At 73.8% G+C, this 23721-nt stretch carries 17 protein-coding genes and 2 tRNA genes; 14 read left to right on the forward strand and 5 right to left on the reverse strand.

What is annotated here, in order from left to right:
- Positions 1-248: 248 nt before the first annotated feature.
- Both LG379_RS07875 and LG379_RS07880 read right to left on the reverse strand, forming a co-directional pair.
- On the reverse strand, positions 249-1844 hold the full coding sequence (locus LG379_RS07875; RefSeq protein ID WP_225754038.1) for a glycoside hydrolase family 3 N-terminal domain-containing protein: 1596 nt from the start codon (positions 1842-1844) through the stop codon (positions 249-251).
- A gap of 60 nt (positions 1845-1904) precedes the next feature.
- Positions 1905-1975 (reverse strand) — tRNA-Gly (locus tag LG379_RS07880).
- A gap of 98 nt (positions 1976-2073) precedes the next feature.
- Between LG379_RS07880 and LG379_RS07885 the strand changes: the two genes are divergently transcribed.
- From LG379_RS07885 to LG379_RS07910, 6 genes are all read left to right on the forward strand, one after another.
- Positions 2074-2147, forward strand: a tRNA-Pro gene (locus LG379_RS07885).
- A gap of 181 nt (positions 2148-2328) precedes the next feature.
- Positions 2329-3732: a trigger factor gene (gene tig, locus LG379_RS07890; RefSeq protein WP_225754039.1), complete on the forward strand. Its 1404-nt coding sequence runs from the start codon at positions 2329-2331 to the stop codon at positions 3730-3732.
- 235 nt (positions 3733-3967) lie between these two features.
- A complete protein-coding gene (locus LG379_RS07895) occupies positions 3968-4546 on the forward strand; it encodes an ATP-dependent Clp protease proteolytic subunit (protein ID WP_225754892.1) in 579 nt (192 codons plus the stop codon).
- A gap of 44 nt (positions 4547-4590) precedes the next feature.
- On the forward strand, positions 4591-5301 hold the full coding sequence (locus tag LG379_RS07900; protein ID WP_304522426.1) for an ATP-dependent Clp protease proteolytic subunit: 711 nt from the start codon (positions 4591-4593) through the stop codon (positions 5299-5301).
- A 181-nt stretch (positions 5302-5482) separates the two neighbouring features.
- Positions 5483-6754: an ATP-dependent Clp protease ATP-binding subunit ClpX gene (clpX, locus tag LG379_RS07905; RefSeq protein ID WP_225754040.1), complete on the forward strand. Its 1272-nt coding sequence runs from the start codon at positions 5483-5485 to the stop codon at positions 6752-6754.
- A gap of 142 nt (positions 6755-6896) precedes the next feature.
- A complete protein-coding gene (locus LG379_RS07910) occupies positions 6897-8099 on the forward strand; it encodes a Vms1/Ankzf1 family peptidyl-tRNA hydrolase (RefSeq protein ID WP_225754041.1) in 1203 nt (400 codons plus the stop codon).
- A gap of 76 nt (positions 8100-8175) precedes the next feature.
- Here the strand turns inward: LG379_RS07910 and valS are convergent, their stop codons facing one another.
- The gene (gene valS / locus LG379_RS07915) at positions 8176-10863 is read right to left on the reverse strand and encodes a valine--tRNA ligase (RefSeq protein WP_225754042.1); all 2688 of its coding nucleotides are present in this window, start codon (positions 10861-10863) and stop codon (positions 8176-8178) included.
- A 241-nt stretch (positions 10864-11104) separates the two neighbouring features.
- Between valS and LG379_RS07920 the strand changes: the two genes are divergently transcribed.
- The 4 genes from LG379_RS07920 (at position 11105) to cofE (ending at position 16427) form a co-directional block, all read left to right on the forward strand.
- Positions 11105-11929, forward strand: a complete 825-nt coding sequence (locus tag LG379_RS07920) for an ABC transporter ATP-binding protein (RefSeq protein ID WP_225754043.1) — start codon at positions 11105-11107, stop codon at positions 11927-11929.
- Entirely contained in the window at positions 11926-14454 is a 2529-nt protein-coding gene (locus LG379_RS07925) for an ABC transporter permease (protein ID WP_225754044.1), read from the forward strand. The genes LG379_RS07920 and LG379_RS07925 overlap by 4 nt, the downstream gene beginning before the upstream one ends.
- A gap of 114 nt (positions 14455-14568) precedes the next feature.
- The gene (locus LG379_RS07930; RefSeq protein ID WP_225754045.1) at positions 14569-15567 is read left to right on the forward strand and encodes a TIGR03557 family F420-dependent LLM class oxidoreductase; all 999 of its coding nucleotides are present in this window, start codon (positions 14569-14571) and stop codon (positions 15565-15567) included.
- 53 nt (positions 15568-15620) lie between these two features.
- Positions 15621-16427, forward strand: a complete 807-nt coding sequence (gene cofE, locus LG379_RS07935; protein WP_225754894.1) for a coenzyme F420-0:L-glutamate ligase — start codon at positions 15621-15623, stop codon at positions 16425-16427.
- 20 nt (positions 16428-16447) lie between these two features.
- On the opposite strand, the gene LG379_RS07940 is transcribed toward cofE, so the two are convergent.
- Positions 16448-17029: an HhH-GPD-type base excision DNA repair protein gene (locus LG379_RS07940; RefSeq protein WP_225754046.1), complete on the reverse strand. Its 582-nt coding sequence runs from the start codon at positions 17027-17029 to the stop codon at positions 16448-16450.
- Positions 17030-17169: 140 nt separating this feature from the next.
- Here LG379_RS07940 and LG379_RS07945 point away from each other — a divergent pair, with 140 nt between their 5' ends.
- From LG379_RS07945 to LG379_RS07960, 4 genes are all read left to right on the forward strand, one after another.
- Positions 17170-18537, forward strand: coding sequence for an aspartate aminotransferase family protein (locus tag LG379_RS07945; RefSeq protein WP_225754047.1), 1368 nt, complete (start codon positions 17170-17172; stop codon positions 18535-18537).
- Between the two features lie 508 nt (positions 18538-19045).
- Positions 19046-19615 carry an NADPH-dependent FMN reductase gene (ssuE, locus tag LG379_RS07950; RefSeq protein ID WP_225754048.1) on the forward strand — a complete coding sequence of 190 codons (570 nt, stop codon included), beginning with the start codon at positions 19046-19048 and terminating at the stop codon, positions 19613-19615.
- Between the two features lie 47 nt (positions 19616-19662).
- The gene (locus LG379_RS07955) at positions 19663-21060 is read left to right on the forward strand and encodes an LLM class flavin-dependent oxidoreductase (protein WP_225754049.1); all 1398 of its coding nucleotides are present in this window, start codon (positions 19663-19665) and stop codon (positions 21058-21060) included.
- 114 nt (positions 21061-21174) lie between these two features.
- The gene (locus tag LG379_RS07960) at positions 21175-22644 is read left to right on the forward strand and encodes an LLM class flavin-dependent oxidoreductase (RefSeq protein WP_225754050.1); all 1470 of its coding nucleotides are present in this window, start codon (positions 21175-21177) and stop codon (positions 22642-22644) included.
- A 51-nt stretch (positions 22645-22695) separates the two neighbouring features.
- On the opposite strand, the gene LG379_RS07965 is transcribed toward LG379_RS07960, so the two are convergent.
- Complete coding sequence (locus LG379_RS07965) at positions 22696-23493, reverse strand: MerR family transcriptional regulator (protein WP_225754051.1); 798 nt, start codon at positions 23491-23493, stop codon at positions 22696-22698.
- Between the last annotated feature and the right edge of the window lie 228 nt (positions 23494-23721).

Below are 23721 nucleotides of genomic sequence, written 5' to 3' on the forward strand. Positions count from 1 at the left end.
CTCGAGCGCTGGCGCGTCCTGGGGGTGCGCGGGATCCCGCGCGTGCTCCAGCGCTCTACGGACAGCAGCAGCCGGCGACGCACCCGCAGGGGCGGCCGACCGTCGGGAGCGGGCACGACGGCGGGGCGGCGGAGGGCCGACGGGTGGGGCGAGCGCTCGAGCTCATGCCTCCTCCTCCCGGCCGTGCGGCGGGTCACCGCTCCTGCGGACGAACCTAGCGGATCCACCGCCCCCACCACAGCGGACGGTCATGGTCCGTCGTCGGGCCCGGGCGCTGCAGGAGCGCGGCCGGCGTCCTGCTGGGCCGCTTCGGCCCGGACGGCGGGCAGCTCGACGTCCACGCACGACATCCGCACCGGGTCGCCGCCCGCGAGCGCCGTCACCCGGGCGGCGGCCTCGGACAGCCGGTCCTCGGGCAGGGCGCCGGCGCGCACCGCGGCGACGAGCGCGTCGCGCATCCCTCGCGCCTGCGAGCCGTCGGTGGTCAGCGCCGCGTCCGCCCCCGCCTGCACGGCGAGGACCACCGACTCCGGGAAGTCCCACCGCTGGTGCACCGCGCCCATGCCGAGACTGTCGGTCATGGCGACCCCCTCGAAGCCCATCTCCCGCAGCGCCGCGTACGCGGCGGGGCTCAGGCTGGCCGGCAGGTGCGGGTCCAGGGCGCGGTAGCCCAGGTGGTTGAGCATGACGACGGGCACGCCGTCCTCGACCGCGCGGGCGAACGGCACGAGGTCGGTGCGCAGGAGCTCCCCGAGCGACGTCTCGACCACGTCGCCCTCGGCGTGGGTGTCGGTCACCGACCGGCCGTGGCCGGGGAAGTGCTTGACCGTGGGTGCCACGCCCGCCGATGCCAGGCCCCGCCAGTACGCGGCGGCGTAGCGGGTCACCACGTCGGGGTCCGCGCCGAAGGCCCGGTCACCGATGACGCCGTCGGCCGGACCCTCGTCGAGGTCGACGACCGGTGCGAGGTTCAGCGTGACACCCAGCTCGGCCAGTCGCGTCCCGGACGCCGCCGCGAACTGCTCGACCTCGGCCGGCGTGCTCGACGCGGCGAGGGACCGCGGCGACGGCCCGGCGCCGACGACCTGCCGTGCGAGGGCCACGCGACCGCTCTCCTCGTCCGTCGACACCACGAGCGGACGCCCGTGCGCGACGTCCATGCCGGCCTGGAGCCCGGTGACGAGGTCCGTCGTCTGCCGCGCCGTGCGGACGTTGGAGGAGGACAGGAACACGCCGCCGACACCCAGCTCCACCACCTCGCGGGCCAGGTCCTGGTCGGCGCTCGTGACGCCGGGCAGACCGACGACGAGGACGGCGGCCGCCCGTTCCTCCAGCGGCGCCGGGACGCAGCCCGGTGCCGCTGGGGACGACGCCGCCGCCTCGGACCCCGCGGACGGCTCCGCGCCGGCCGCCGTCCCCGACGTCGTGCCGGGCGTGGTCCCGGTCGCCGCCGCCGGGGCGGGCCCGGGTCCCAGGCCCGCCGGTGCGGGCAGGGTGCCGCCGGGCAGGGGGTCGGGCGGGGGGTCGGCGACCGCGGACGTCAGGTCCGGGACACCCGGCGCCACGGCGGTGCCGTCCGCGCCCCCACCGTCGGGCGCGGAAGACGGAGGCGCTGCCGTGGTGCCCGGGGCCGCGGCAGCGGGCACGTCGGTACGGGCGGCGCCCGCACCGGATGCCGCGATCGCACCCTGCGTGAGCCCCGCCACGAGGAGGAGGCTCGCCGCGGCTCCCGCAGCGAGCGCGTGCCCGGGGGACCGGGCGTCGCCCGAGCGGTGTCGAGGGGGACCGGCCACGGCGCGCGGACGGGACGACCGGTGCCGCCGCGCGGCAGGAGCGGGTCCCATGCGCAGACCCTAGGGACTCGGCGCCGGGACGGCGCGGCGAGCGAGAGCGGGAGCGGCGGGAGCGGGCGACGGGAATCGAACCCGCGTAGCCAGTTTGGAAGACTGGGGCTCTACCATTGAGCTACGCCCGCACGTGCCGTTCCGGCGGGATGCCGCGGCAGCGGGCCCAGGGTAGCCGGATCGTCGGAGACCACGAAGTCGACGCCCACCCCGCTACGCTCGTCGGGCACGGGATGTGGCGCAGGTTGGTAGCGCGTCCGCTTTGGGAGCGGAAGGTCGTCGGTTCGAATCCGTCCATCCCGACCCTGGTGCCCACGCCCGGTGCCGTACGATCGGGGCGCCGCGCGCGTCACCTCGGCGTGCCTGCGCGTGGGCCACGAGGACCGTCACCCCCGCCCTGCCGCCACCCGCGGCGGGCACGTGGCGAGCACCGCACGAGTCGGGGACCGCCCCCGGATCCGTCGAGCCCTGGGAGACCACTGCTGTGAAGAGCGCCGTCGAGAACCTGGACGCCACCACGGTCAAGCTGACCGTCGAGGTGTCGTACGACGAGCTGAAGCCGAGCATCGACCACGCGTACGAGCACATCGGCTCGCAGGTGCAGATCCCCGGCTTCCGCAAGGGCAAGGTCCCCGCCCGCCTGCTGGAGCAGCGCGTCGGCCGCCCCGCGATCATCGAGCACGCCGTCAACGACGGGATGCCCACCTTCTACCGTCAGGCCGTCTCCGAGGCCGACCTGCGACCCCTGGGCCAGCCCGAGATCGAGGTCACCGAGGTGCCGGCGCTGACGGGCACCGAGGGCGGCATGACCTTCACCGCGCAGGTCGAGATCCGGCCGACCGTCGAGCTCCCGTCCCTGGACGGGCTCACCGTCACGGTCGAGGACGTCACGGTCTCCGACGAGGACGTCGAGGAGCGGCTCACCTCGCTGCGCGAGCGCTTCGGCACCCTCGTGGGCGTCGACCGCCCCGCGGGCGACGGCGACTTCGTGGTCGTCGACCTCCGGGCCGCCGTGGGCGAGGAGGAGGTCGACTCGGTCAGCGGGATCTCCTACCAGATCGGCTCCGGCAACCTGCTCGAGGGTCTCGACGAGGCGCTCACCGGCCTCTCGGCCGGGGAGACGACGACGTTCGAGACGGCCCTCGCCGGCGGCGAGCACGCCGGCGAGACGGCGCTCGTCACCGTCACGGCGACCACCGTCAAGACCCGCGAGCTCCCCGCCGCCGACGACGACTTCGCTCAGATGGCGTCCGAGTTCGACACCGTCGAGGAGCTTCGCGAGGACCTGCGGACCCAGGTCGCGGGCACGAAGGCCCAGTCGCAGGCTGTCCAGGCCCGCGACGCCCTCGTCGAGAAGCTGCAGGACGGTCTGGACATCCCGGTGCCCGCCGGCGTCGTCGAGGCGGAGGTGCACCGCCACCTCGAGTCCGAGGGGCGCCTGGAGGACGACGAGCACCGCGCCGAGGTCACGACGCAGGCGCAGGACGCGCTGCGCAACCAGATCCTCCTGGACACGCTCGCCGAGCAGCTGGAGGTCAAGGTCGGCCAGAACGAGCTGCTGGAGTACCTCGTCAGCGCCTCGCGCCAGTACGGCATGGACCCCAACACGTTCATCAAGACCGTGGACGAGCAGGGCCAGATCCCGACGATGATCGCCGAGGTGGGTCGCTCCAAGGCGGTGGCGGTGGCGCTGCGCCGCGTCGCGGTCGTCGACGCCTCCGGCCGGCCGGTCGACCTCAGCGAGTACATCGGCACGGACGAGGACGACGCCGCCGAGGCCGCGTTCGAGACCGTCACGGAGCCGGGGACGGAGCCGGTGGACGCGACGGACGCCGCCGCCGAGGCCGACGACGAGGACTCCGAGGACGCCGCGGCGACCCAGGCCTGACCCGGCAGCAGAGCACGTCCGACGAGCCCCGCACCACCCGCCCGGTGGTGCGGGGCTCGTCGCGTGCGCCGTCAGCGAAACGGTCCGGGAGCGGGCATCAGGCGTCGGTGGCCCGCGTTAGGGTCGCTGCACACGTCAGTCCCGGGGGACGCCCGGGTGGTCCAGGACGAGGAGAGCCGTGAACGACACGCAGGCAGACCTGACCCCGCGGGGGGCGCGCGGGGACGCGCCCTCGATGGGTCTCAACGACAGCATCTACAACCGTCTGCTGCGCGAGCGGATCATCTGGCTCGGCTCCGAGGTCCGGGACGAGAACGCGAACGCCATCTGCGCGCAGATGATGCTCCTGGCCGCGGAGGACCCGGACAAGGACATCTACCTCTACATCAACTCGCCCGGCGGCTCGATCACGGCCGGCATGGCGATCTACGACACGATGCAGTTCATCAAGCCGGACGTCGCCACCGTCGGGATGGGCATGGCCGCGTCGATGGGGCAGTTCCTGCTCTCCTCCGGCGCGAAGGGCAAGCGGTACGCGACCCCGCACGCCCGGGTGATGATGCACCAGCCGTCCGGCGGCATCGGCGGCACCGCCACCGACGTCCGGATCAACGCCGAGCTCATCCTCCACATGAAGCGCGTGCTCGCGGAGCTCATCGCGGAGCAGACGGGCAAGACCGTCGAGCAGATCAACGCCGACTCCGACCGGGACCGGTGGTTCACCGCTCCGGAGGCCCTGGAGTACGGGTTCGTCGACCACGTCGTCACCCACGCCGGCTCGGTCAGCGGGGGCGGCGGCACGGCCGCGTCCTGACCCGCGCACCCCGCCCGACGGCCACCACACATCGAGGAGCACCTGTGAGCACCGAGCACCAGTTCATCGCCCGCGCGTCCGCGCTGGCCGGAGGCACCGCGGGCGGCGCGGCCCTGCCGTTCGGCGCGCCGTCCTCCCGCTACGTCCTCCCGCAGTTCGAGGAGCGCACGGCCTACGGCTTCAAGCGGCAGGACCCGTACACCAAGCTGTTCGAGGACCGGATCATCTTCCTGGGCGTCCAGGTCGACGACGCGTCGGCCGACGACGTGATGGCGCAGCTCCTCGTGCTGGAGAGCCAGGACCCGGACCGCGACATCATCCTGTACATCAACTCGCCCGGCGGCTCCTTCACGGCGCTCACGGCGATCTACGACACGATGCAGTACATCAAGCCGCAGATCCAGACCGTCTGCCTCGGTCAGGCGGCATCGGCCGCCGCGGTGCTGCTGGCCGCCGGGTCGCCGGGCAAGCGCCTCGCGCTGCCCAACGCGCGTGTCCTCATCCACCAGCCCGCCATGGAGGGCGGTGGCTACGCGCAGGCCTCCGACATCGAGATCCACGCCAACGAGCTCATCCGCATGCGGGAGTGGCTCGAGGAGACGATCGCCCTGCACTCCGGCCAGCCGGTGGAGAAGGTCCGCCACGACATCGAGCGCGACAAGATCCTCACGGCCGCCCAGGCGCACGAGTACGGCCTGGTCGACCAGGTGCTGGAGAGCCGCAAGGCGGCGCTGCTCCCTGCTGCATCGTCCTGAGCGCGGGCGCGGGGCACCGGTCTCCCGGTGCCCCGCGAGGTCGGTCGGAGCGTGGCGCGTCCTCCGTATCGATCCGGACACGTACCGTGCGGCGGGCTGACAGCCTCCGGGACGTGGTGTGGAATGGTGGTTGACGCGGTGAAGGGTGCACGCCGGTGCACCCACCAGGAGGGAGCCAGCTGTGGCACGGATCGGCGAGGGCGCAGACCTGCTCAAGTGCTCCTTCTGCGGCAAGAGCCAGAAGCAGGTCAAGAAGCTCATCGCCGGCCCCGGGGTCTACATCTGCGACGAGTGCATCGACCTGTGCAACGAGATCATCGAGGAGGAGCTCGCCGAGGCGACCGAGGTCGGCATGGTGGAGCTCCCCAAGCCGCGGGAGATCTTCGAGTTCCTCGAGCAGTACATCGTCGGCCAGGAGCCGGCGAAGCGGTCCCTCGCCGTCGCCGTGTACAACCACTACAAGCGCATCCAGGCGGGCGAGGCGGCCCGCAGCGCGGGTGACGACGTCGAGCTGGCGAAGTCCAACATCCTGCTCATCGGCCCCACGGGCTGCGGCAAGACCTATCTCGCCCAGACGCTCGCGAAGATGCTCAACGTGCCCTTCGCGATCGCCGACGCGACCGCGCTGACGGAGGCCGGCTACGTCGGCGAGGACGTCGAGAACATCCTGCTCAAGCTCATCCAGGCGGCGGACTACGACGTCAAGAAGGCCGAGACGGGGATCATCTACATCGACGAGGTCGACAAGATCGCCCGCAAGAGCGAGAACCCGTCGATCACCCGGGACGTCTCCGGCGAGGGCGTGCAGCAGGCGCTGCTGAAGATCCTCGAGGGCACGACGGCCTCCGTCCCCCCGCAGGGCGGACGCAAGCACCCGCACCAGGAGTTCATCCAGATCGACACGACGAACGTCCTGTTCATCGTGGCGGGCGCGTTCGCCGGTCTGGACGAGATCATCACGTCCCGCGCAGGGCGCCGGGGCATCGGCTTCGGTGCGCCCCTGCACTCCGCCGACGACACCGACGTGTTCGGCGAGGTCATGCCGGAGGACCTGCTGAAGTTCGGCCTCATCCCCGAGTTCATCGGCCGCGTGCCGGTCATCACGACGGTCTCCCCGCTGGACCAGTCGGCGCTCGTGCGCATCCTCACGGAGCCGCGGAACGCGCTGGTCAAGCAGTACCAGCGGATGTTCGAGATCGACGGGGTGGAGCTGGAGTTCACCTCGGACGCGGTGGAGGCCGTCGCGGACCAGGCCCTGCTGCGGGGCACGGGCGCCCGTGGCCTGCGGGCGATCCTCGAGGAGGTCCTCCAGCAGGTGATGTTCGAGGTGCCGAGCCGCGACGACGTGGCCCGTGTCGTCATCACCCGCGAGGTCGTGCTGGAGAACGTCAACCCGACGATCGTGCCGCGCGAGGCGCCGTCGAAGCGCACCCCCCGCGAGAAGTCGGCCTGACCTCGGCCTGACCCGCGGGCCCTGCGCGTCGGGTCACATCGACGACCCGCAGGGCTGGCGTCGGCCGCCCCCGTGGACCAGGGTGGGAGGGGACCGACGAGCCGGTTCGGCCGGTTCCCGCGACCCCATCGTGAGGTGCTCGATGAAGCTCGACTCGCTCAAGCCCCTGCTCCACCACGACGGCCCTCTGACCACGGTGTGCCTCGACGTCAGCCGGTCCGAGGACGTCGGGGACAAGGAGATCCGGAGCCGCTGGAACGGGTTGCGGCGAGAGCTGGAGCAGCGGGGCGCGCCGACGCGGACCCTCGACGTCATGCAGGACCTGATCCTGCGTCCGACGCACGTCCCCGGGCCCCACGGGCGCTACCTCGTCGTCTCCGGCGAGCAGGTGCTCTTCGACCACGTCCTGCCCGACCCGCCCGTCCGCGACGAGGCGTTCCACGACGGCTCGCCGTCGCTGCTGCCCGCGGTCCGGGCGGCCGACGAGGCCGTCCGGTACCTGCTCGTGGAGATCGACCGCTCCGGGGCGGACCTCAGCTGGTCCGGTGCCGACTCCCACCGCCCGGACACCGAGCTCGGTGAGGTCGAGGGCGGCCACGACGTCCTGCACAAGTTCCAGGGGGGCGGCTGGTCGCACCGTCGCTTCCAGGCCCGCGTGCAGGACTCCTGGGAGCGCAACGCCGAGGCGGTGGCCGAGGAGGTCGAGCGCATCGTCACCCGCTACAAGCCCGAGCTCGTCCTCGTCACCGGCGACGTCCGCGCCGTCGGGCTGCTCAAGGAGGCAGCCGGCCACGAGACGGCCGCGGTCCTCACCGAGGTGCACGGCGGCGCGCGGGCGGACGGCGTCAAGGCGGAGTCCTTCGCCCGGCACGTCGCCGAGGTCCTCGAGGCGCACCGCGCACGCCGTCGCGAGGGTGTCGTCGACCGCGTCCGCGAGGCACTGGGCCGCGGGGACGGCGCCGTGACGGAGCTCGGCGACGTCGTCGACGTGCTCAGGAAGGGTCAGGTCCAGGAGCTCGTGGTCCTGCGCAACGCCGCGGGGGACTCGGTGGCCCACCTCAACGAGCGGTCGCTGTGGGTCGGCTCGGACCCGTTGCTCCTGGCCACGAGCCGGCGGGACCTCGCGGCGCTCGGTGTGCCCGACGACGAGGCGCACGAGCTGCGGGCCGACATCGCCGTCCTGCGCGCCGCCCTCGCCCAGGACGCGGGCTTCACGTTCGCGCTCGAGGGCAGCGTGACCCTCGTGGACGGGCTCGGAGCGCTGCTCCGGTGGACGGACGCGTCGACGCCGCACGAGACCGCCCCGGCGTACACGGGCGACTCCCACCGCCGCGGCCACCACTGACCCGGACGGTGCCGGGCGGTCGGACCGCCCGGCACCGTCCGCCGCGGCGACGTGGGGACCTACCGACTCCCGGGCGTCACGGCTGCTCGAGCTCGGCGCCGCGCACGACGGCCGTCTCCAGCCCCTCCTCGCCGACGAGCGTCAGCCCGACCGCGCGTCCCGCGGCGCGGACGTCCTGCAGGGCGATCTCGACCAGCGGGAGCTGGCCGGCGGGCACCGCGAGCTCGGCCGTGAGGATGCGTGTCCGCATGGAGACCTTCGCCTCCGACTTGACCTTCCGCAGCGCCGCGAGAGCACGGCCGGCCGCCTCGAGGGTGGCGGGGTCCGCGTCGGCGCCCGCGTCCGCGAGGGCGTCCGGTGCGGGCCACGGCGCCCGGTGCACCGAGCCGCTGCGCCACCACGACCAGACCTCCTCGGTCGCGAACGGGAGCACCGGCGCGAGCAGGCGCAGCTGCACGTCCAGGGCGATGCCGAGCGCCGTGCGCGCGGACACGGTGCCGGGCGTCGGCACCTCGTCGCCCGAGCCGTAGGCGCGGTCCTTGACCAGCTCCAGGTAGTCGTCGCAGAAGGTCCAGAAGAACGTCTCGGTGAGCTCGAGGGCACGCGTGTGGTCGTACGCCTCCAGGGCCTCCGTCGCGCGGCGCACGACGTCCGCGAGGCCGGCGAGCATCGCCCGGTCCAGGGGCACGACGACGTCGGCCGGGTCCAGGGGTCGGTCCAGCGGCACGTCCTCGCCCGCGAAGCCGAGCGCGAAGCGGCTCGCGTTGAGCACCTTGATGGCGAGGCGTCGGCCGATCTTCATCTGACCGACCTCGAACGCCGCGTCGGTGCCGAGGCGCGCCGAGGCCGCCCAGTACCGGACCGCGTCCGACCCGTGCTCCTCGAGCAGCCCCATCGGCGTGACGACGTTGCCCTTGGACTTCGACATCTTCTTGCGGTCGGGGTCGAGGATCCAGCCGGAGATGCCGGCGTGCTTCCAGGGCAGCGAGCCGTGCTCGAGGTGGGACCGCAGCACGGTCGAGAACAGCCAGGTGCGGATGATGTCCTGCCCCTGCGGGCGCAGGTCCATGGGGAAGACGCGCTCGAACAGGTCCGGGTCCCGCTCCCAGCCGCCGGCGATCTGGGGGGTCAGGGACGACGTCGCCCAGGTGTCCATGATGTCGGCGTCGCCGACGAACCCACCGGGGGCGCCGCGCTGGTCCTCGGTGAAGCCGGGGGGCACGTCGCTGCTGGGGTCGACCGGCAGCAGCGCCTCCTCCGGGACGATCGGGTGGTCGTGGTCGACCTCGCCGTCGGCCGTCAGGGGGTACCACAGCGGGATCGCGACGCCGAAGAACCGCTGCCGCGAGACGAGCCAGTCGCCGTTGAGCCCGTTCACCCAGTTCTCGTAGCGGACCCGCATGAACTCGGGGTGGAACTGCAGCTCCGCGCCGCGGGCGAGGAGGCCCTCGCGCAGGCCGGCGCCGGTGCCCTCGTCGCGGCCGCCGTTGCGGATGTACCACTGGCGCGAGGTGACGATCTCGAGGGGCTTGTCACCCTTCTCGTAGAAGTTCGCCATCCGCTGGGTGGGCGTCGGCTCACCCTCCAGGTCCCCGGACGAGCGCAGGGCGTCGACGACGGCGGTGCGCGCCGAGAACGTCGTGCGGCCCGCCATGTCCTCGAAGTGGCGTCGTCCGCTGCCGCTCGTGATCCACTCGGGCGTCTCGCGGGCCAGGCGCCCGTCGCGCTGCACGACGGAACGCGTCGGGAGCTGCAGCTCGCGCCACCACTGCACGTCGGTGAGGTCGCCGAAGGTGCAGCACATCGCGATGCCGGCACCCTTGTCCGGCTCCGCGGCGGGATGGGCCAGCACCGGCACCTCGACGTCGAACAGCGGCGAGCGGACCGTCGTGCCGAACAGGGGCTGGTACCGCTCGTCGTCGGGGTGGGCGATGAGCGCGACGCACGCCGGGATGAGCTCCGGACGCGTCGTCTCGACGTGCACCGGTCCGGAGCGGTCGGCCCGATGGAACGCGACCCGGTGGAAGTGGCCGGGGTACTCGCGGGCCTCGAGCTCGGCCTGCGCGACGGCGGTCTGGAACGTCACGTCCCACAGGCCGGGCGCCTCGGCCTGGTACGCCTCGCCGCGGGCGAGGTTGCGCAGGAAGGCCTTCTGGGCGATCGCCCGGGAGCGCTCGTCGATGGTCTGGTACGTCTGCGACCAGTCCACCGACAGGCCGAGCCGGCGCCACAGCGCCTCGAACTGCTGCTCGTCCTCGACGGTGAGCCGCTGGCAGAGCTCGACGAAGTTGCGGCGCGAGACCGGCACCTGGTCCGCCGCCCGCGCGCTCCTGCCCTCGCCGCCCTCCTGCGGCGGGGAGAAGTCGGGGTCGTACGGCAGCGTCGGGTCGCAGCGGACGCCGTAGTAGTTCTGGACGCGACGCTCCGTCGGCAGGCCGTTGTCGTCCCACCCCATGGGGTAGAAGACCTCCCGGCCGCGCATGCGCTGGAACCGCGCGACGACGTCCGTGTGCGTGTACGAGAACACGTGACCGACGTGCAGGGACCCGGACACGGTCGGGGGCGGGGTGTCGATCGAGTACACGTCGGCCCGGGTGCGCGACCGGTCGAACGCGTACGTGCCGCGCTCGTCCCAGACCGTCGACCAGCGCGCCTCGAGGCCCTCCAGACCGACCTTCTCCGGTACGCGCGACAAGGACGCGCTCGGCGACGTCGGCGACGACGTCGGCTCCGGCAGGGGGGCCGTGGGGGTCTGCTCGCTCATGGGCGCCGATTCTCCCAGACTCCGGGACGCTCGGGGTCCGTCCCCTGAGGTCACCCGGGAACGACCCGGACCGTCCGCACGCTTGTACTCAGGGAGGTCTCCGGGCGCTCCCCGATGACGAGGTCCTCGGCGCTCCGCGAAGATCGGCATCGAGACGAGCACCACCGAGACGACACGGGCCGCAGACGGCGGCCGCACGGCGCCCCGCCGGTCACCGGGGGGCACGACCAAGGACGGACACATGCGAGCACTGGCCGCCGACCCGGGCGTGGGCCCGATCGCCTCGGCGCGGGACCTGGTCAAGACCTACGGCAGGGGCGAGGCCGCGGTCCGCGCGCTCGACGGGGTGAGCGTCGACCTGGAGCGGGGCGAGCTGACCGCGATCATGGGCCCGTCCGGGTCCGGCAAGTCGACGCTCATGCACTGCATGGCCGGCCTGGACACCCCGACCGCGGGCTCCGTCGTGGTCGACGGGGAGGAGGTCTCGAGCATGAGCCAGCGCCGGCTGACGCGGCTGCGGCGGGACCGGCTCGGCTTCGTGTTCCAGGCGTTCAACCTCATCCCGACCCTGACGGCGGAGGAGAACATCACCCTCCCCGTCGACATCGCGCGCGGGCGCCTCGACCGTGAGTGGTTCGACACCGTCGTGGACGCCGTCGGGCTGCGGGACCGGCTCGACCACCGACCGGGAGAGCTCTCCGGCGGGCAGCAGCAGCGCGTCGCGTGCGCCCGGGCGCTCATCGCCCGACCGGCGGTCGTGTTCGCCGACGAGCCCACCGGGAACCTGGACTCGCGGTCCTCCGCAGAGGTCCTGGGCTTCCTGCGCGGCTCGGTCGACGAGCTCGGCCAGGCGATCGTCATGGTCACGCACGACCCCACGGCGGCGTCGTACGCGCACCGCGTCCTGTTCCTGGCCGACGGCCGGCTCGTGGGCGAGCTCGAGGACCCGACCTCGGAGTCGGTCCTGGACGCCCTCCGCGAGCTGTCCCCGGCGCACGCCCAGCCGGCCCACCCCGGCCAGGACCGCCGTCACGCCGACGACGCCGCGGGCTCGGTGGCACGGTGACCCGGGTCGCGCTGCGGGGCATCCGCAGCCACCTGGGCCGCTTCCTGCTGTCCGTCCTCGCGGTCCTGCTCGGGGTCGCCTTCGTCGCGGGCACCTTCTCCCTGCGCACCATGCTGTCGAGCACGTTCACGGACATCATCAGCAGCTCGGTCGTGGGCGACGCGTACCTCCGCGGCGCGAGCGAGTCCGCCGGAGCGACCGACCCCACGACCGGGTCCGGCCGCAACCGCATCCCGCTCGACGTCGCGGCGGACGCCGAGCGGGTCGAGGGCGTGCGGTCGGTGCTGCCCGACGTGACTGGGCCGATCGTCGTCGTCGGCGCGGACGGCACCGCCGTCATCAGCGGCGGGGGCGCTCCGAGCTTCGCGGTCGGCCTGCACCCGCAGGACCCGGCGGCGACCGTCGTCGACGGGCGTGCCCCCGACGGCGCCGACGAGATCGCGCTGGAGTCGGCGAGCCTCGCCGCCTCGGGGCTGGAGATCGGCGACACGACCACCGTGGTCGTCGGTCCGGGCCTCGTCGAGGCGGAGGTGGTCGGCGAGGTGCAGTTCGGGGCGCCCGTGGCCGGGGCCACGATCGTGTTCCTCGACGTCGCGACCGCGACCTCGCTCTACGCCGCTGACGGCACCGTCTCCACCATGGCCGTCTACGGCGAGGACGGCGTGTCCGAGCCGGAGCTCGTCGAGCGGCTCGACGCCGCGATCGACCGTCCGGAGGTCGCGGCGGTCACGGGGGAGCAGCTCCGCACGGAGTCCGAGGCGTCGGTGCAGGAGGTGCTCGGCTTCATCTCGACGTTCCTGCTCGTCTTCGCGGCCGTCTCGCTGTTCGTCGGGGCGTTCATCATCGCCAACACCTTCCAGATGGTCGTCCGGCAGCGACAGCGCGAGTTCGCGATGCTGCGGGCCGTCGGCGCCTCGCCCGTGCAGGTGTTCACGTCGATCCTCGTGCAGGCGCTGGTCGTCGGCGTCCTCGGCTCCGCGGCGGGCGTGGGTGCCGGCGTGGCGCTCGTCGCCGGCCTGCGGGGCTTCTTCGCCTCGATGGGCATGGAGCTGTCGGGCCGCATCCCGGTCGACGGTTTCACCGTGGTCGTCTCCGTCGTCACGGGGACCCTGGTGAGCCTGGTGGCGGCCGCCGTCCCGGCGCGTCGCGCGGCCCTCACCCCACCCGTCGAGGCCATGCGCGACGAGGTCACGACGCACGAGCGCGGCTCGGTGGTCCGTGCGGCCGCGGGAGCGGTGCTGCTGGTGGGCGGCGTCGTCGCGGTCGCGGCCGCCACCCGTGGCGTGGAGGAGGCGGGCACCGTGCTCGGGCTGGGCGCCGCGGCGGTGGTCGTCGCGGTGCTCCTGCTCGCACCCGCCGTCGTGCCTCCCGCGCTGGGCCTGCTCGCGTCGCCGTTCGTCGCGGCCGTGCGCCCGCTCGGCGCGCTCGCGCGGGGCAACGTCACCCGCCTCCCGCGCCGCACCGCGAGCACCGCGAGCGCCCTCATGATCGGCATGGCGCTCGTCGGTGCCGCCGCCGTGCTCGCGACGTCCACCCAGGCGTCGACGCGCGTCATCGTGGAGAACGAGTCGACGTCCGACCTCCTCGTGCAGTCCGCCGCGCAGACCGTGCCGGAGGAGGTGGTCCAGCAGGTCGCGGCCCTGGACGCCGTGGAGCGGGCGGACGCCGTCCGCGTGGGGACCCTCGCGGTCGACGGCGACACGACGTTCGCGGTCGGCCTGCCCCCCGGCGCCTTCGGCACGGCGCTCGACGTCCCCCTGGTGGACGGCTCGTTCGAGGCGCTCGCCGACGGGGCGGTGGCGGTCCAGGAGGGCGCCGCGGAGGACGAGGGCTGGGCCGTCGGCGACGAGCTGGAGCTCGTGGGCTCCCTGGGTGAGCGGGTCGTGGAGATCGGTGCGGTCATCGAGTCCCGGGCGATCGGCGCGCCGGTCGTCCTGCCCGAGGACGTCTTCACCGCCCTCGTCTCGGCGACCGAGGGGTCGATCGACACGGTCTTCGTCGTCGCGGCCGAGGGCGCCGACCTCGCGCAGCTGGAGGACGACGTCACCGCCGTCGTGCAGCCGTACGTCGTGCTGTCCGTGCTGGACAACGAGGCGTTCGCGGACCAGCTCGCGGACCAGGTGGACCAGGTCCTCGTCATCCTCTACGCGCTGCTCGGGCTGTCGATCGTCATCGCGGTCCTGGGCATCGTCAACACGCTCGCGCTGTCCATCGCGGAGCGCACGCGCGAGATCGGGCTGCTGCGGGCCGTGGGGCTGGGCCGGCTCCAGCTGGCGTCCGTGGTCACCATCGAGTCGGTCCTCACGGCCGTCTTCGGGACGGTGCTGGGCGTCGCCGTGGGGGTCGGCCTCGCCGCGACCCTCCCGACGGTGTTCGCCGACGAGGGCCTCAGCGAGCTCGCCGTGCCGTGGGGGCAGCTCGGGGTGCTCGTCGGACTCGCGGTCGTCATCGGCGTCCTCGCGGCGCTGTGGCCGGCGATCCGTGCCGCGCGCATGGACGTGCTGGACGCCGTGTCGTACGAGTGAGGCGGCGCCGTCGGCCGGGACTACGCTCGCAGCGCCGGGAGCGACTGCGACACCCGGCCGACGACGAGGTACCGGCTCCGGCCGGCACGGCACGGACGCGGAGGGTGGTGCGCGGTGGCTCTGACCGTGGGGTACGCGGCGGCGCTGGAGCAGATCCACCCGCGTGAGGTGCTGGAGCTGGCGGTGCTGGCGGAGCAGCACGGGTTCTCCGGGGTCATGGCAGCGGACCACTTCCAGCCGTGGGTGCCGGCGCAGGGGCAGTCCTCCTTCGTCTGGAACGTCCTGGCTGCGCTCGGGGAGCGCACGACCGGTGACCTCGGTCCCGGTGTGACGGCTCCGACGTTCCGCTGGCACCCGGCGATGGTGGCCCAGGCGTCGGCGACGCTCGCGGCGATGTACCCCGGTCGCCACTGGCTCGGCATCGGCTCCGGCGAGGCGCTCAACGAGCACGTCGTCGGCGGCTACTGGCCGGAGGCGCCCGAGCGGATCCACCGGATGTTCGAGGCCCTGGAGATCATCCGCAAGCTCTTCACGGGCTCCCTCGCCGGCCGGGACGTCAAGCACCAGGGCACGTACTACCGGCTGGAGTCGACGCGGCTGTGGACCATGCCGGACGAGGCGCCGGACGTCCTCGTGGCCACGGCCGGGCCGGTCACCGCCCGGCGCGCCGGGCGTCACGCCGACGGACTCATCACGGTCGGCGCGCCGCCGGAGAAGATCGCCCACCTGTTCGCGCGCTTCGACGAGGGCGCGCGGGAGGTGGGCCGCGACCCGGCGACGATGCCCCGGGTCCTCCAGGTCCACCTGTCCTGGGCGGCCACGGACGAGGAGGCGATGGCCAACGCCCTGCGCGAGTGGCCCAACGGCGGCATGCGCTTCCCCAAGGCGGACGTGCGCAACCCGTCGGACTTCGAGCAGATGGCGCGGCTCGTGCGCCCCGAGGACTTCGCAGGCCGGATGGTCGTCTCCGCGGACCCGGACGTGCATCGCGCCGCTCTCCAGCGGTACGTCGACCTCGGGTTCGACCGGATCTACCTGCACAACGTCGGACGCAACCAGCGGGAGTGGATCGAGGTGTTCGGCCGCGACGTCCTGCCCGCGCTGACCCGGTGAGCGGCGCGCAGGCGGGCGGCCCCGCACGGCTGCTGGTGTGGGCTCCCGGCGGGATGGGGGAGGTCGCGCCGGGTGACGACCTCGTCGCCCGCGTCGGCGACCTCCTGGCGGCCGACGGCGGGCTGGAGGACGGCGACGTCGTCGTCGTCACGAGCAAGATCGTCTCCAAGGCGGAGGGCCGCGTGGTCCAGGCGGCGGACCGGGAGGACGCGATCACGGCGGAGACCGTCCGGGTCGTCGCGACGCGCGCGCGCCCCGACGGCACGCCTGCGCTCCGGATCGTGGAGAACCGCCTCGGCCTGGTCATGGCCGCGGCCGGTGTCGACGCCTCGAACACCCCCGACGGCACGGTGCTGCTCCTCCCCGAGGACCCCGATGCCTCGGCGTCGCGGCTGCGGCGGGGGCTGCAGGAGCGCCTCGGCGTGCGGCTCGCCGTCGTCCTCAGCGACACGGCCGGGCGCCCGTGGCGGGACGGGCTCACGGACATGGCGATCGGTGTCGCGGGGCTGCCCCCCCTGCTGGACCTGCGAGGCGGTCTCGACGCGCACGGCAGGCCGCTCTCGGTCACCGTGACGGCGCTCGCCGACGAGGTGGCCGCGGCCACCGAGCTGGTGCGCGGGAAGGCGGAGGGCCGTCCCGTCGCCGTCGTCCGCGGGCTCGGCGGGTCCGTGACCGACGACGACGGCCCCGGCGCCCGGGTGCTCGTCCGGCCCTCCGAGGAGGACCTCTTCCGGCTCGGCAGCGCCGAGGCGCACGAGGAGGGCCGGCGCGAGGGGTACCGGGCGGGCTGGGCGGAGGGGCACGACGCCGGCTACGAGGCCGGCGTCCGTGCGGCCGGCGCCGCTGCGGCGGAGGACTGAACGAGCCCGGTGGCCGCCGGTCAGGCCTTCGCGGTGCGGGCGGCGGCCTTGACGGCACGCTTGGTCTCGCGGACCTTGATCAGGGAATCGGCGTCGGTGACGTCCGCGATGGAGCGGTGCACGTCCGCGGCACCGTAGTCGCCGGCCACCTCCCGCCACCCCGCCGGCGTGACGCCGCGCTGCTTGCCGAGCAGGGCGAGGAAGATCCTGGCCTTCTGGTCCCCGAAGCCCGGGAGGGCCTTGAGGCGCCGCAGCACCTCGCGGGCGTCCGGGTCGCCCTCGCCCCACAGCCGTGTGACGTCACCGTCGCGCTCGTCGACGACCGCCCGGGCCACGGCCTGGATGCGGGCGGCCATCGACCCGGGGTACCGGTGGACCGCCGGCGGCTCGGCGCACAGCGCGGCGAACCGGTCGGGGTCCGCGTCGGCGATCGCGCGGACGTCCCAGCGCCCCATGCGGTCCGCGATCTTCGCGGGCCCCGCGAAGGCCGTCTCCATCGCGACCTGCTGGTCCAGGAGCATGCCCACGAGGAGGGCGAACGGGTCCTCCGTGAGGAGCCGGTCCGCCGCGTCGTCGCCGGTGAGCCACAGGGTCGTCGCCATGGGGCCATCCTGCCACCGGCGCGGGGGGTCGGGTGATCTTGGCGGCGCCGCCACGGCCCTCTCCCGGCGCGCCGGCGCGGGCGGCATACTGCGGTGGGGCGCGCGACGGGGCTCGCCCGCACGACCAGGAGGCGGCACAGATGACCCACGCGGTCGACGAGGCAGGCGGTACCGGGGGCACGACCGGGGCCGGCGGTGCGAGCGACCCCGGTGAGGCGCTGCGGCTGGACCGGGCGCACGTCTTCCACTCCTGGTCGGCGCAGGGTGCGCTGAGCCCGCTGACCCTCGCCGGCGGTTCGGGCAGCGTCGTGTGGGACGAGACGGGCCGCCGCTACCTGGACTTCTCCAGCCAGCTCGTCAACATGAACATCGGTCACTGCCACCCGCGGGTGGTCGCCGCGATCCAGGAGCAGGCCGCCCGGCTGCCCATGGTCGCGCCGCCGCACGCGGAGATCTCCCGCGGGAGGGCGGCGGAGGCGGTCCTGCGGCACGCGCCGTCCGGCATGTCGAAGGTCTTCTTCACCAACGGCGGCGCCGACGCGAACGAGAACGCGATCCGCATGGCGCGGCTGCACACGGGCCGGACCAAGGTCATCTCGACCTACCGGTCGTACCACGGCAACACCGGAGCGGCGGTCGTCGCGACGGGTGACTGGCGGCGGATCCCCAACGAGTACGCGACCGGCCATGTCCACGTGTTCGGGCCGTACCTGTACCGGACGGAGTTCTGGGCCACGACGGCCGAGGAGGAGGCGGCCCGCGCGCTGCACCACCTCCAGCGCGTCATCGAGTCCGAGGGGCCCGGGTCGGTCGCCGCGATCCTGCTGGAGACGGTCCCCGGGACCGCGGGCGTCCTCGTCCCGCCGCCGGGCTACCTCGCGGGCGTCCGAGCGCTCGCGGACCGGTTCGGCATCATGCTGATCCTGGACGAGGTCATGGCCGGGTTCGGCCGGACCGGCGCCTGGTTCGCCCGGGACCACTGGGCAGTGCGGCCGGACCTCATCACGTTCGCCAAGGGGGTCAACTCCGGCTACGTCCCGGTGGGCGGCGTCATCATCTCCGACGAGATCGCGGCGACCTTCGACGAGCGGGTGTTCCCCGGCGGCCTGACGTACTCGGGGCACGCGCTCGCGGCGGCGTCGATCGTGGCCTCGGTCGAGGCGATGGAGGACGAGGGCGTCGTGGAGCACGCCGCGCGCATCGGCGCGGAGGTGCTCGCCCCGGGCCTGCAGGCGCTCGCCGAGCGCCACCCGTCGGTGGGGGAGGCCCGCGGCATGGGGGTGTTCTGGGCGCTGGAGCTCGTCGCCGACCGGACGACCAGGGAGCCCGTCCCGGCCGCCGTCATGGGGACGGTCAGGACCGAGCTGGTCGCTCGCGGCGTCCTGCCCTTCACCGCGGACAACCGGATCCACGTCGTGCCGCCGTGCGTCGTCACGGCCGCCGAGGTCGAGCAGGCACTGGCCGCGTACGACGAGGTGCTGGGCCTCGTGGACGACGCCGTGCGCTGAGCCCCCGCTCGGGCTCACATGATGGGACGCGGCTTCCCGCGTCGTGGTCGGCCTGCCACTGTTCGTCACATGCGTTCCCACCGGCAGCCGACCGTGCACCGCGACGTCGTCGCGGCACGAATGTGCATGCCCGTGGGAACCGCGGACCAGCGCTGAGTCGTCGCCACACACCGACACCACGCCACCGGAGCCCGGCGGCCGTCGCACGGCCTGCTGACGACGCTCCCGGCGCCTGCGCCCGCCCCCCGACGTCACCGCACCGGCCACGGCCGCACGCGGTGACGACTCGCGGTTCCCGCCTCGCCCCGTAGGTCCGCGCACCGCGCCCCTGCGGGGAGCCCTGCCGTCCGCGGCGTCGTCACCCTGCCCGCCTGCGCTCACGCTCGCCCGCAGCCGCCACCGACGACGCCGCGCCCCGGCACGGTCCGTCCGTCCCGGCGCGCTGTCGCGCCCGAGGACCCACCCGCCCGAGCGCGTTGCCGCGCGCCCGTCCGAAGGAGAAACGACGATGGCCTCCGTCCTCGTCCTGACCGGATCACCCTCCATCACGTCCCGCACCTCCGCCCTGGCCCACCACGTCGCCGACGAGCTCGTCCTGTCCGGGCACGACGTCCATGTCCTGGACCTGCGGGACCTGCCTGCCGCGGCCCTGCTCGCGGCCGACACCTCCCACCCGCGGATCGTCGACGCGGTCCAGGCGGTGCTCGCGGCCGACGGCGTCATCGTGGCCACCCCCATCTACAAGGCGTCCTACTCCGGCCTGCTCAAGGTCTTCCTCGACCTCCTGCCGCAGCGCGCCCTGGAGGGCAAGGTCGTCCTGCCGCTCGCCACCGGAGGCACGGTCGCGCACCTGCTGGCCATCGACTACTCGCTGCGCCCCGTCCTCGTCTCGCTGGGTGCCGGTCACATCACCACGGGGCGGTTCGTCCTCGACCAGCACATCGACCACACCTCGGGCGGCCCGCTGCTCGCCGACGAGTCGACGCGGGCGTGCGTCGCCCGCACCGCCGACGCGTTCCGGGTGGCGCTGCGGGAGGCCGAGCACGAGCTGCCGGTCGCCCTGGCGACCCCGGCCTGAGCGACCACCGGGCAGACCCGTCCCCGACGAGCACGAGAGAGATCATCATGACGAAGCAGATCCACGTGAACGCGTTCGAGATGGCCACCCCCGGCCACATCAACCACGGGTTGTGGCGCGTGCCGGGCAACCGGCGCACGCAGTACAAGGACCTGGGCTACTGGACCGACCTGGCCCGCGTCCTCGAACGTGGCCTGTTCGACGCGGTCTTCCTGGCCGACGTCGTCGGGACCTACACGACCTACGGCGGGTCGCGCCGGGCCGCGCTGCGCGCCGGGATGCAGGTCCCGAACATCGACCCGTCGCTCGTCGTGTCGGCGATGGCGTCGGTGACGGAGCACCTCGGCTTCGCGGTGACCTCCACCACGACGTACGAGCCGCCCTTCGGCCACGCCCGGCGGCTCTCGACGCTGGACCACCTCACCCGCGGCCGGCTGGCCTGGAACATCGTCACGGGCTACCTGCCGGACGCGGCGCGCAACTTCGGCCTCAGCGAGCAGATCAAGCACGACGACCGGTATGCCATCGCCGAGGAGTACCTGGAGGTGGTCTACCGCCTGCTCGAGGGCTCGTGGGAGGACGACGCGGTCGTCCTCGACACGGAGAACGCCGTGTACACGGACCCGGACAAGGTGCACGAGATCGGGTTCGAGGGCGAGTACTTCTCCGTCGCAGGGCCCCACCTGGCCGAGCCGTCGCCGCAGCGGACCCCCGTCCTCTACCAGGCGGGCACGTCGAGCCGTGGCAAGTCCTTCGCCGCCCGCCACGCGGAGGCCGTGTTCCTCCTCCCGCGCGACGACGTCCAGGGCCGGGAGGAGATCGCCGACCTGCGTCGCCTCGCCGTCGAGGCCGGCCGCGCCCCCGACGACGTCAAGGCGTTCGTCGGAGCAGAGGTCGTCGTCGGCGCGACGCGCACGGAGGTGGAGGAGAAGCTCGCCGTCCTCCAGCAGTTCCGCGACCTGGAGGGGCACCTGGTCCTCTTCAGCGGCTGGGCCGGCATCGACCTGTCCGGCGACGACGTCGACGCCTACCTCGAGTACCGCGGGGGTGACGCGATGCAGACCTTCGAGCGGATGTGGTCCGAGGGGTCGGAGCGCAAGAAGGTGGGTGAGCTCGTCTCGCACCTGTCGCGCCCGGAGAACGACCCGCGCTTCATCGCCGGGACGCCGCAGGAGGTCGCGGACCGGATCGAGGAGCTCGTCGACGGCACCGACGCCGACGGGCTCAACCTCATCCAGCACCTCTCGCCCGGGACCTTCGCCGACTTCACGGAGCACGTGGTCCCCGAGCTCCAGCGGCGCGGGCGCTACCGCACGGCGTACACGCCGGGGGAGACGCTGCGTGAGCGGCTCTTCGGCGAGGGGCAGACGCGTCCGCGCGCGGGCCACCCGTCCCGGGCGGCCGCCGTCGGGCAGCCGCAGCTCGCGGGCGTCGTCCAGGGCTGACCCGAACCGGTGCCGGGCGGACGCGGTCCGTCCGCCCGGCACCTTCCCCGCCGGTTGCCGCCGGCGGGCACGTCCACCGCCCCGAGGGCCGGTGTCCATCACGCAGGGAGAAGTATGTCCGTCACCACGACGGAGGCGGTAGGCGCCTCCCCTCGCCGCGAGCCGCGGCCGATCGGCTTCAACCTCTTCGAGATGAACTGCGTGGGCCACATCTCGCACGGCCTGTGGGTCCATCCCGACAACACCCGGCACCGGTTCAACGACCTGGACTTCTGGACGTCCGAGGCCCGGCTGCTGGAGGAGGGGCTGTTCGACGCGGTCTTCCTCGCCGACGTCATCGGCGCCTACGACGGCTACCGGGGCGGTCCGGAGACGGCCCTGCGGGAGGCGGTGCAGATCCCGAGCAACGACCCCCTGCTCGTCATCCCCGCCATGGCGGCGGTGACGCAGCACCTCGGCTTCGCGGCGACCTTCTCCACGACGTACGAGCCGCCCTTCGCGTTCGCGCGCCGGGCGAGCACCCTGGACCACCTCACGAAGGGGCGCTTCGGCTGGAACGTCGTCACGTCGTACCTGCCCAACGCCGCGCGGAACTTCGGGCTCGCGGGCGAGGTGGAGCACGACACCCGGTACGCCATCGCGGACGAGTACCTCGACGTGCTCTACAAGCTCTGGGAGGGCTCCTGGGACGACGACGCCGTGGTGCGGGACCGCGACCACCGCGTCTACACCGACCCGTCGAAGGTGCGGTACGTCGACCACGTCGGGGAGCGGTTCTCCGTCGCGGGCCCGCACCTGGTGCAGCCCTCGCCGCAGCGCACGCCGGTGATCTTCCAGGCCGGCTCCTCCCCGGCGGGCCGGGCGTTCGCCGCGCGGCACGCGGAGGGCGTCTTCGTCGGCGGGTACGACCTGGCGTCCTACCGCGACACCGTGGCCGACATCCGCCGGCAGGCCGTCGCGAACGGGCGGGACCCGTACGACGTCCGGACGTACGCGATGGCCGTCGTCATCGTGGGGCGCACGCGTGAGGACGCCGAGCGCAAGGCCGACGAGTTCGCCCTGCTCTCCCGCGCCGAGGGCCACCTCGCCCATGCCGGTGGCGGCGGCGTGGACCTGGCCGCCTACCCGCCGGACACGCTCATGAGCGACGTCCTGGCGGCCGAGGCGGCTGCGGGACGTGACCAAACGAGGCAGGCGCGGTTCCACCGCGCCGACGGCACCGTCGGGGACGCGCTGCGCGAGGTCACCCGCTTCGACCGGGGACCGTTCTTCGCGGTCGGCACGCCCACGCAGGTCGTCGACGCGATCGAGGAGTGGGTCGCCGCCACCGACCTCGACGGCTTCAACCTGCGGCAGTTCCTCACGCCCGGGACGGCCGAGGACTTCGTCGGCCTGGTCGTGCCCGAGCTCCAGCGGCGGGGGCTGTACCGCACGCGGTACGAGGAGGCGACGCTGCGGGAGCGGCTCTTCGGCGCCGGCCGGGCGCGCGTGCCCGACACGCACCCCGCGGCCCGGTACCGCGGCGGGGCGAACCTCGGCGCGCGGTCCGTGGCCTCGACGCTCGAGGAGCTCGTCGAGGCCTGAGCGCCGGACGCGGCGGGTCGGGGCACGCTGGGGGAGCCCCGACCCGCCGCCTCACCACGCCGCGACGTGGACCCGCAGCGCGTCGCGGACGAACGTGGCGCCCGCCTCCCCGCCGTAGTGGGCGGCGAAGCGCGGGTCGGCGACGTACATGTCCGCGAGCCCGAGCACGTACCCCGGATCGGGACGCCCGCCGCCGTGGCCGGGCGTGCCGGGGATGCTCCCCATCCAGCCGACGTGGCGAGCGGCCAGCCGCTGCCCTCGCTCCCCGGCCGGGTCCGCCCCCGACGACGCCGCCTCCGCCCAGTCGCGCCCGAGGTCGGCGCTGCGCTCCTGCCACTCGCGTCGTCCGTCCTCGCCCAGACCGCGCCACCACGCGTCGCCGTCGGCGTACGCCTGTGCACCCCAGCGGCGCTCGACCTCCTCGCGGTGCCAGCTGTGGTCGAACCCGTCGAACATCTCCTCGGCCACGAGCGGGCCTCCTTCCTCCAGTGCGGTGATGGTGCGTTCAACGGACGCCACCTGCCGGGCGAGGCGGTCCGCCTCGCGCCGCAGCTGCTCCCGGTGCTCGCGCAGCGCGGCCAGGGCGGACGTCGGTCCACCGACGTCGCCGACGGCGTCGCGGATGGTGGCCAGCGGCACCCCGAGGTCGCGCAGCACGAGGATCCGCTGCAGGCGCAGCAGCTCCTGCCGGCCGTACCGCCGGACCCCGCCGTCACCGACGGACGACGGCGCCAGGAGCCCGACGCTGTCGTAGTGCCGCAGGGTGCGGCTCGTCACGCCCGTCAGGCGCGCCACCTCCTGGATCGACCACTCCTGCGCCACGGCTCTCGTGCCCGTTCCCGTACCCATGCGGTCCCTCCGTCCCGTCCTGCGTCCACGGTAGGACTTGACGCTGCGTCAACCGCAAGAACCCGTTGCGGCCCTGGGCCGCGGCGCGGGTAGCATCGGCGGTCACAGGCGTCGACCCGGCCATCACCGGCGAGCCTCCGGAAGAACGGGTCGCCCGCCCCCGGGCGGACGGCCTCAGTAGAACCGGACGGGTGGGCCCGTCACAGCCCACGACGAGCGGCCCCGCCG

It is taken from the genome of Actinotalea sp. Marseille-Q4924 (genome assembly GCF_916618755.1).
Lineage (GTDB): Bacteria > Actinomycetota > Actinomycetes > Actinomycetales > Cellulomonadaceae > Actinotalea.

Coding starts and splice junctions, on each gene's coding strand:
- LG379_RS07875 (WP_225754038.1), bottom strand. CDS start 1,844: ATGGGACCCGCTCCTGCCGCGCGGCGGCACCGGTCGTCCCGTCCGCGC.
- LG379_RS07895 (WP_225754892.1), top strand. CDS start 3,968: ATGGGTCTCAACGACAGCATCTACAACCGTCTGCTGCGCGAGCGGATC.
- LG379_RS07910 (WP_225754041.1), top strand. CDS start 6,897: ATGAAGCTCGACTCGCTCAAGCCCCTGCTCCACCACGACGGCCCTCTG.
- valS (WP_225754042.1), bottom strand. CDS start 10,863: ATGAGCGAGCAGACCCCCACGGCCCCCCTGCCGGAGCCGACGTCGTCG.
- LG379_RS07920 (WP_225754043.1), top strand. CDS start 11,105: ATGCGAGCACTGGCCGCCGACCCGGGCGTGGGCCCGATCGCCTCGGCG.
- cofE (WP_225754894.1), top strand. CDS start 15,621: ATGGGGGAGGTCGCGCCGGGTGACGACCTCGTCGCCCGCGTCGGCGAC.
- LG379_RS07940 (WP_225754046.1), bottom strand. CDS start 17,029: ATGGCGACGACCCTGTGGCTCACCGGCGACGACGCGGCGGACCGGCTC.
- LG379_RS07945 (WP_225754047.1), top strand. CDS start 17,170: ATGACCCACGCGGTCGACGAGGCAGGCGGTACCGGGGGCACGACCGGG.
- ssuE (WP_225754048.1), top strand. CDS start 19,046: ATGGCCTCCGTCCTCGTCCTGACCGGATCACCCTCCATCACGTCCCGC.
- LG379_RS07955 (WP_225754049.1), top strand. CDS start 19,663: ATGACGAAGCAGATCCACGTGAACGCGTTCGAGATGGCCACCCCCGGC.
- LG379_RS07960 (WP_225754050.1), top strand. CDS start 21,175: ATGTCCGTCACCACGACGGAGGCGGTAGGCGCCTCCCCTCGCCGCGAG.
- LG379_RS07965 (WP_225754051.1), bottom strand. CDS start 23,493: ATGGGTACGGGAACGGGCACGAGAGCCGTGGCGCAGGAGTGGTCGATC.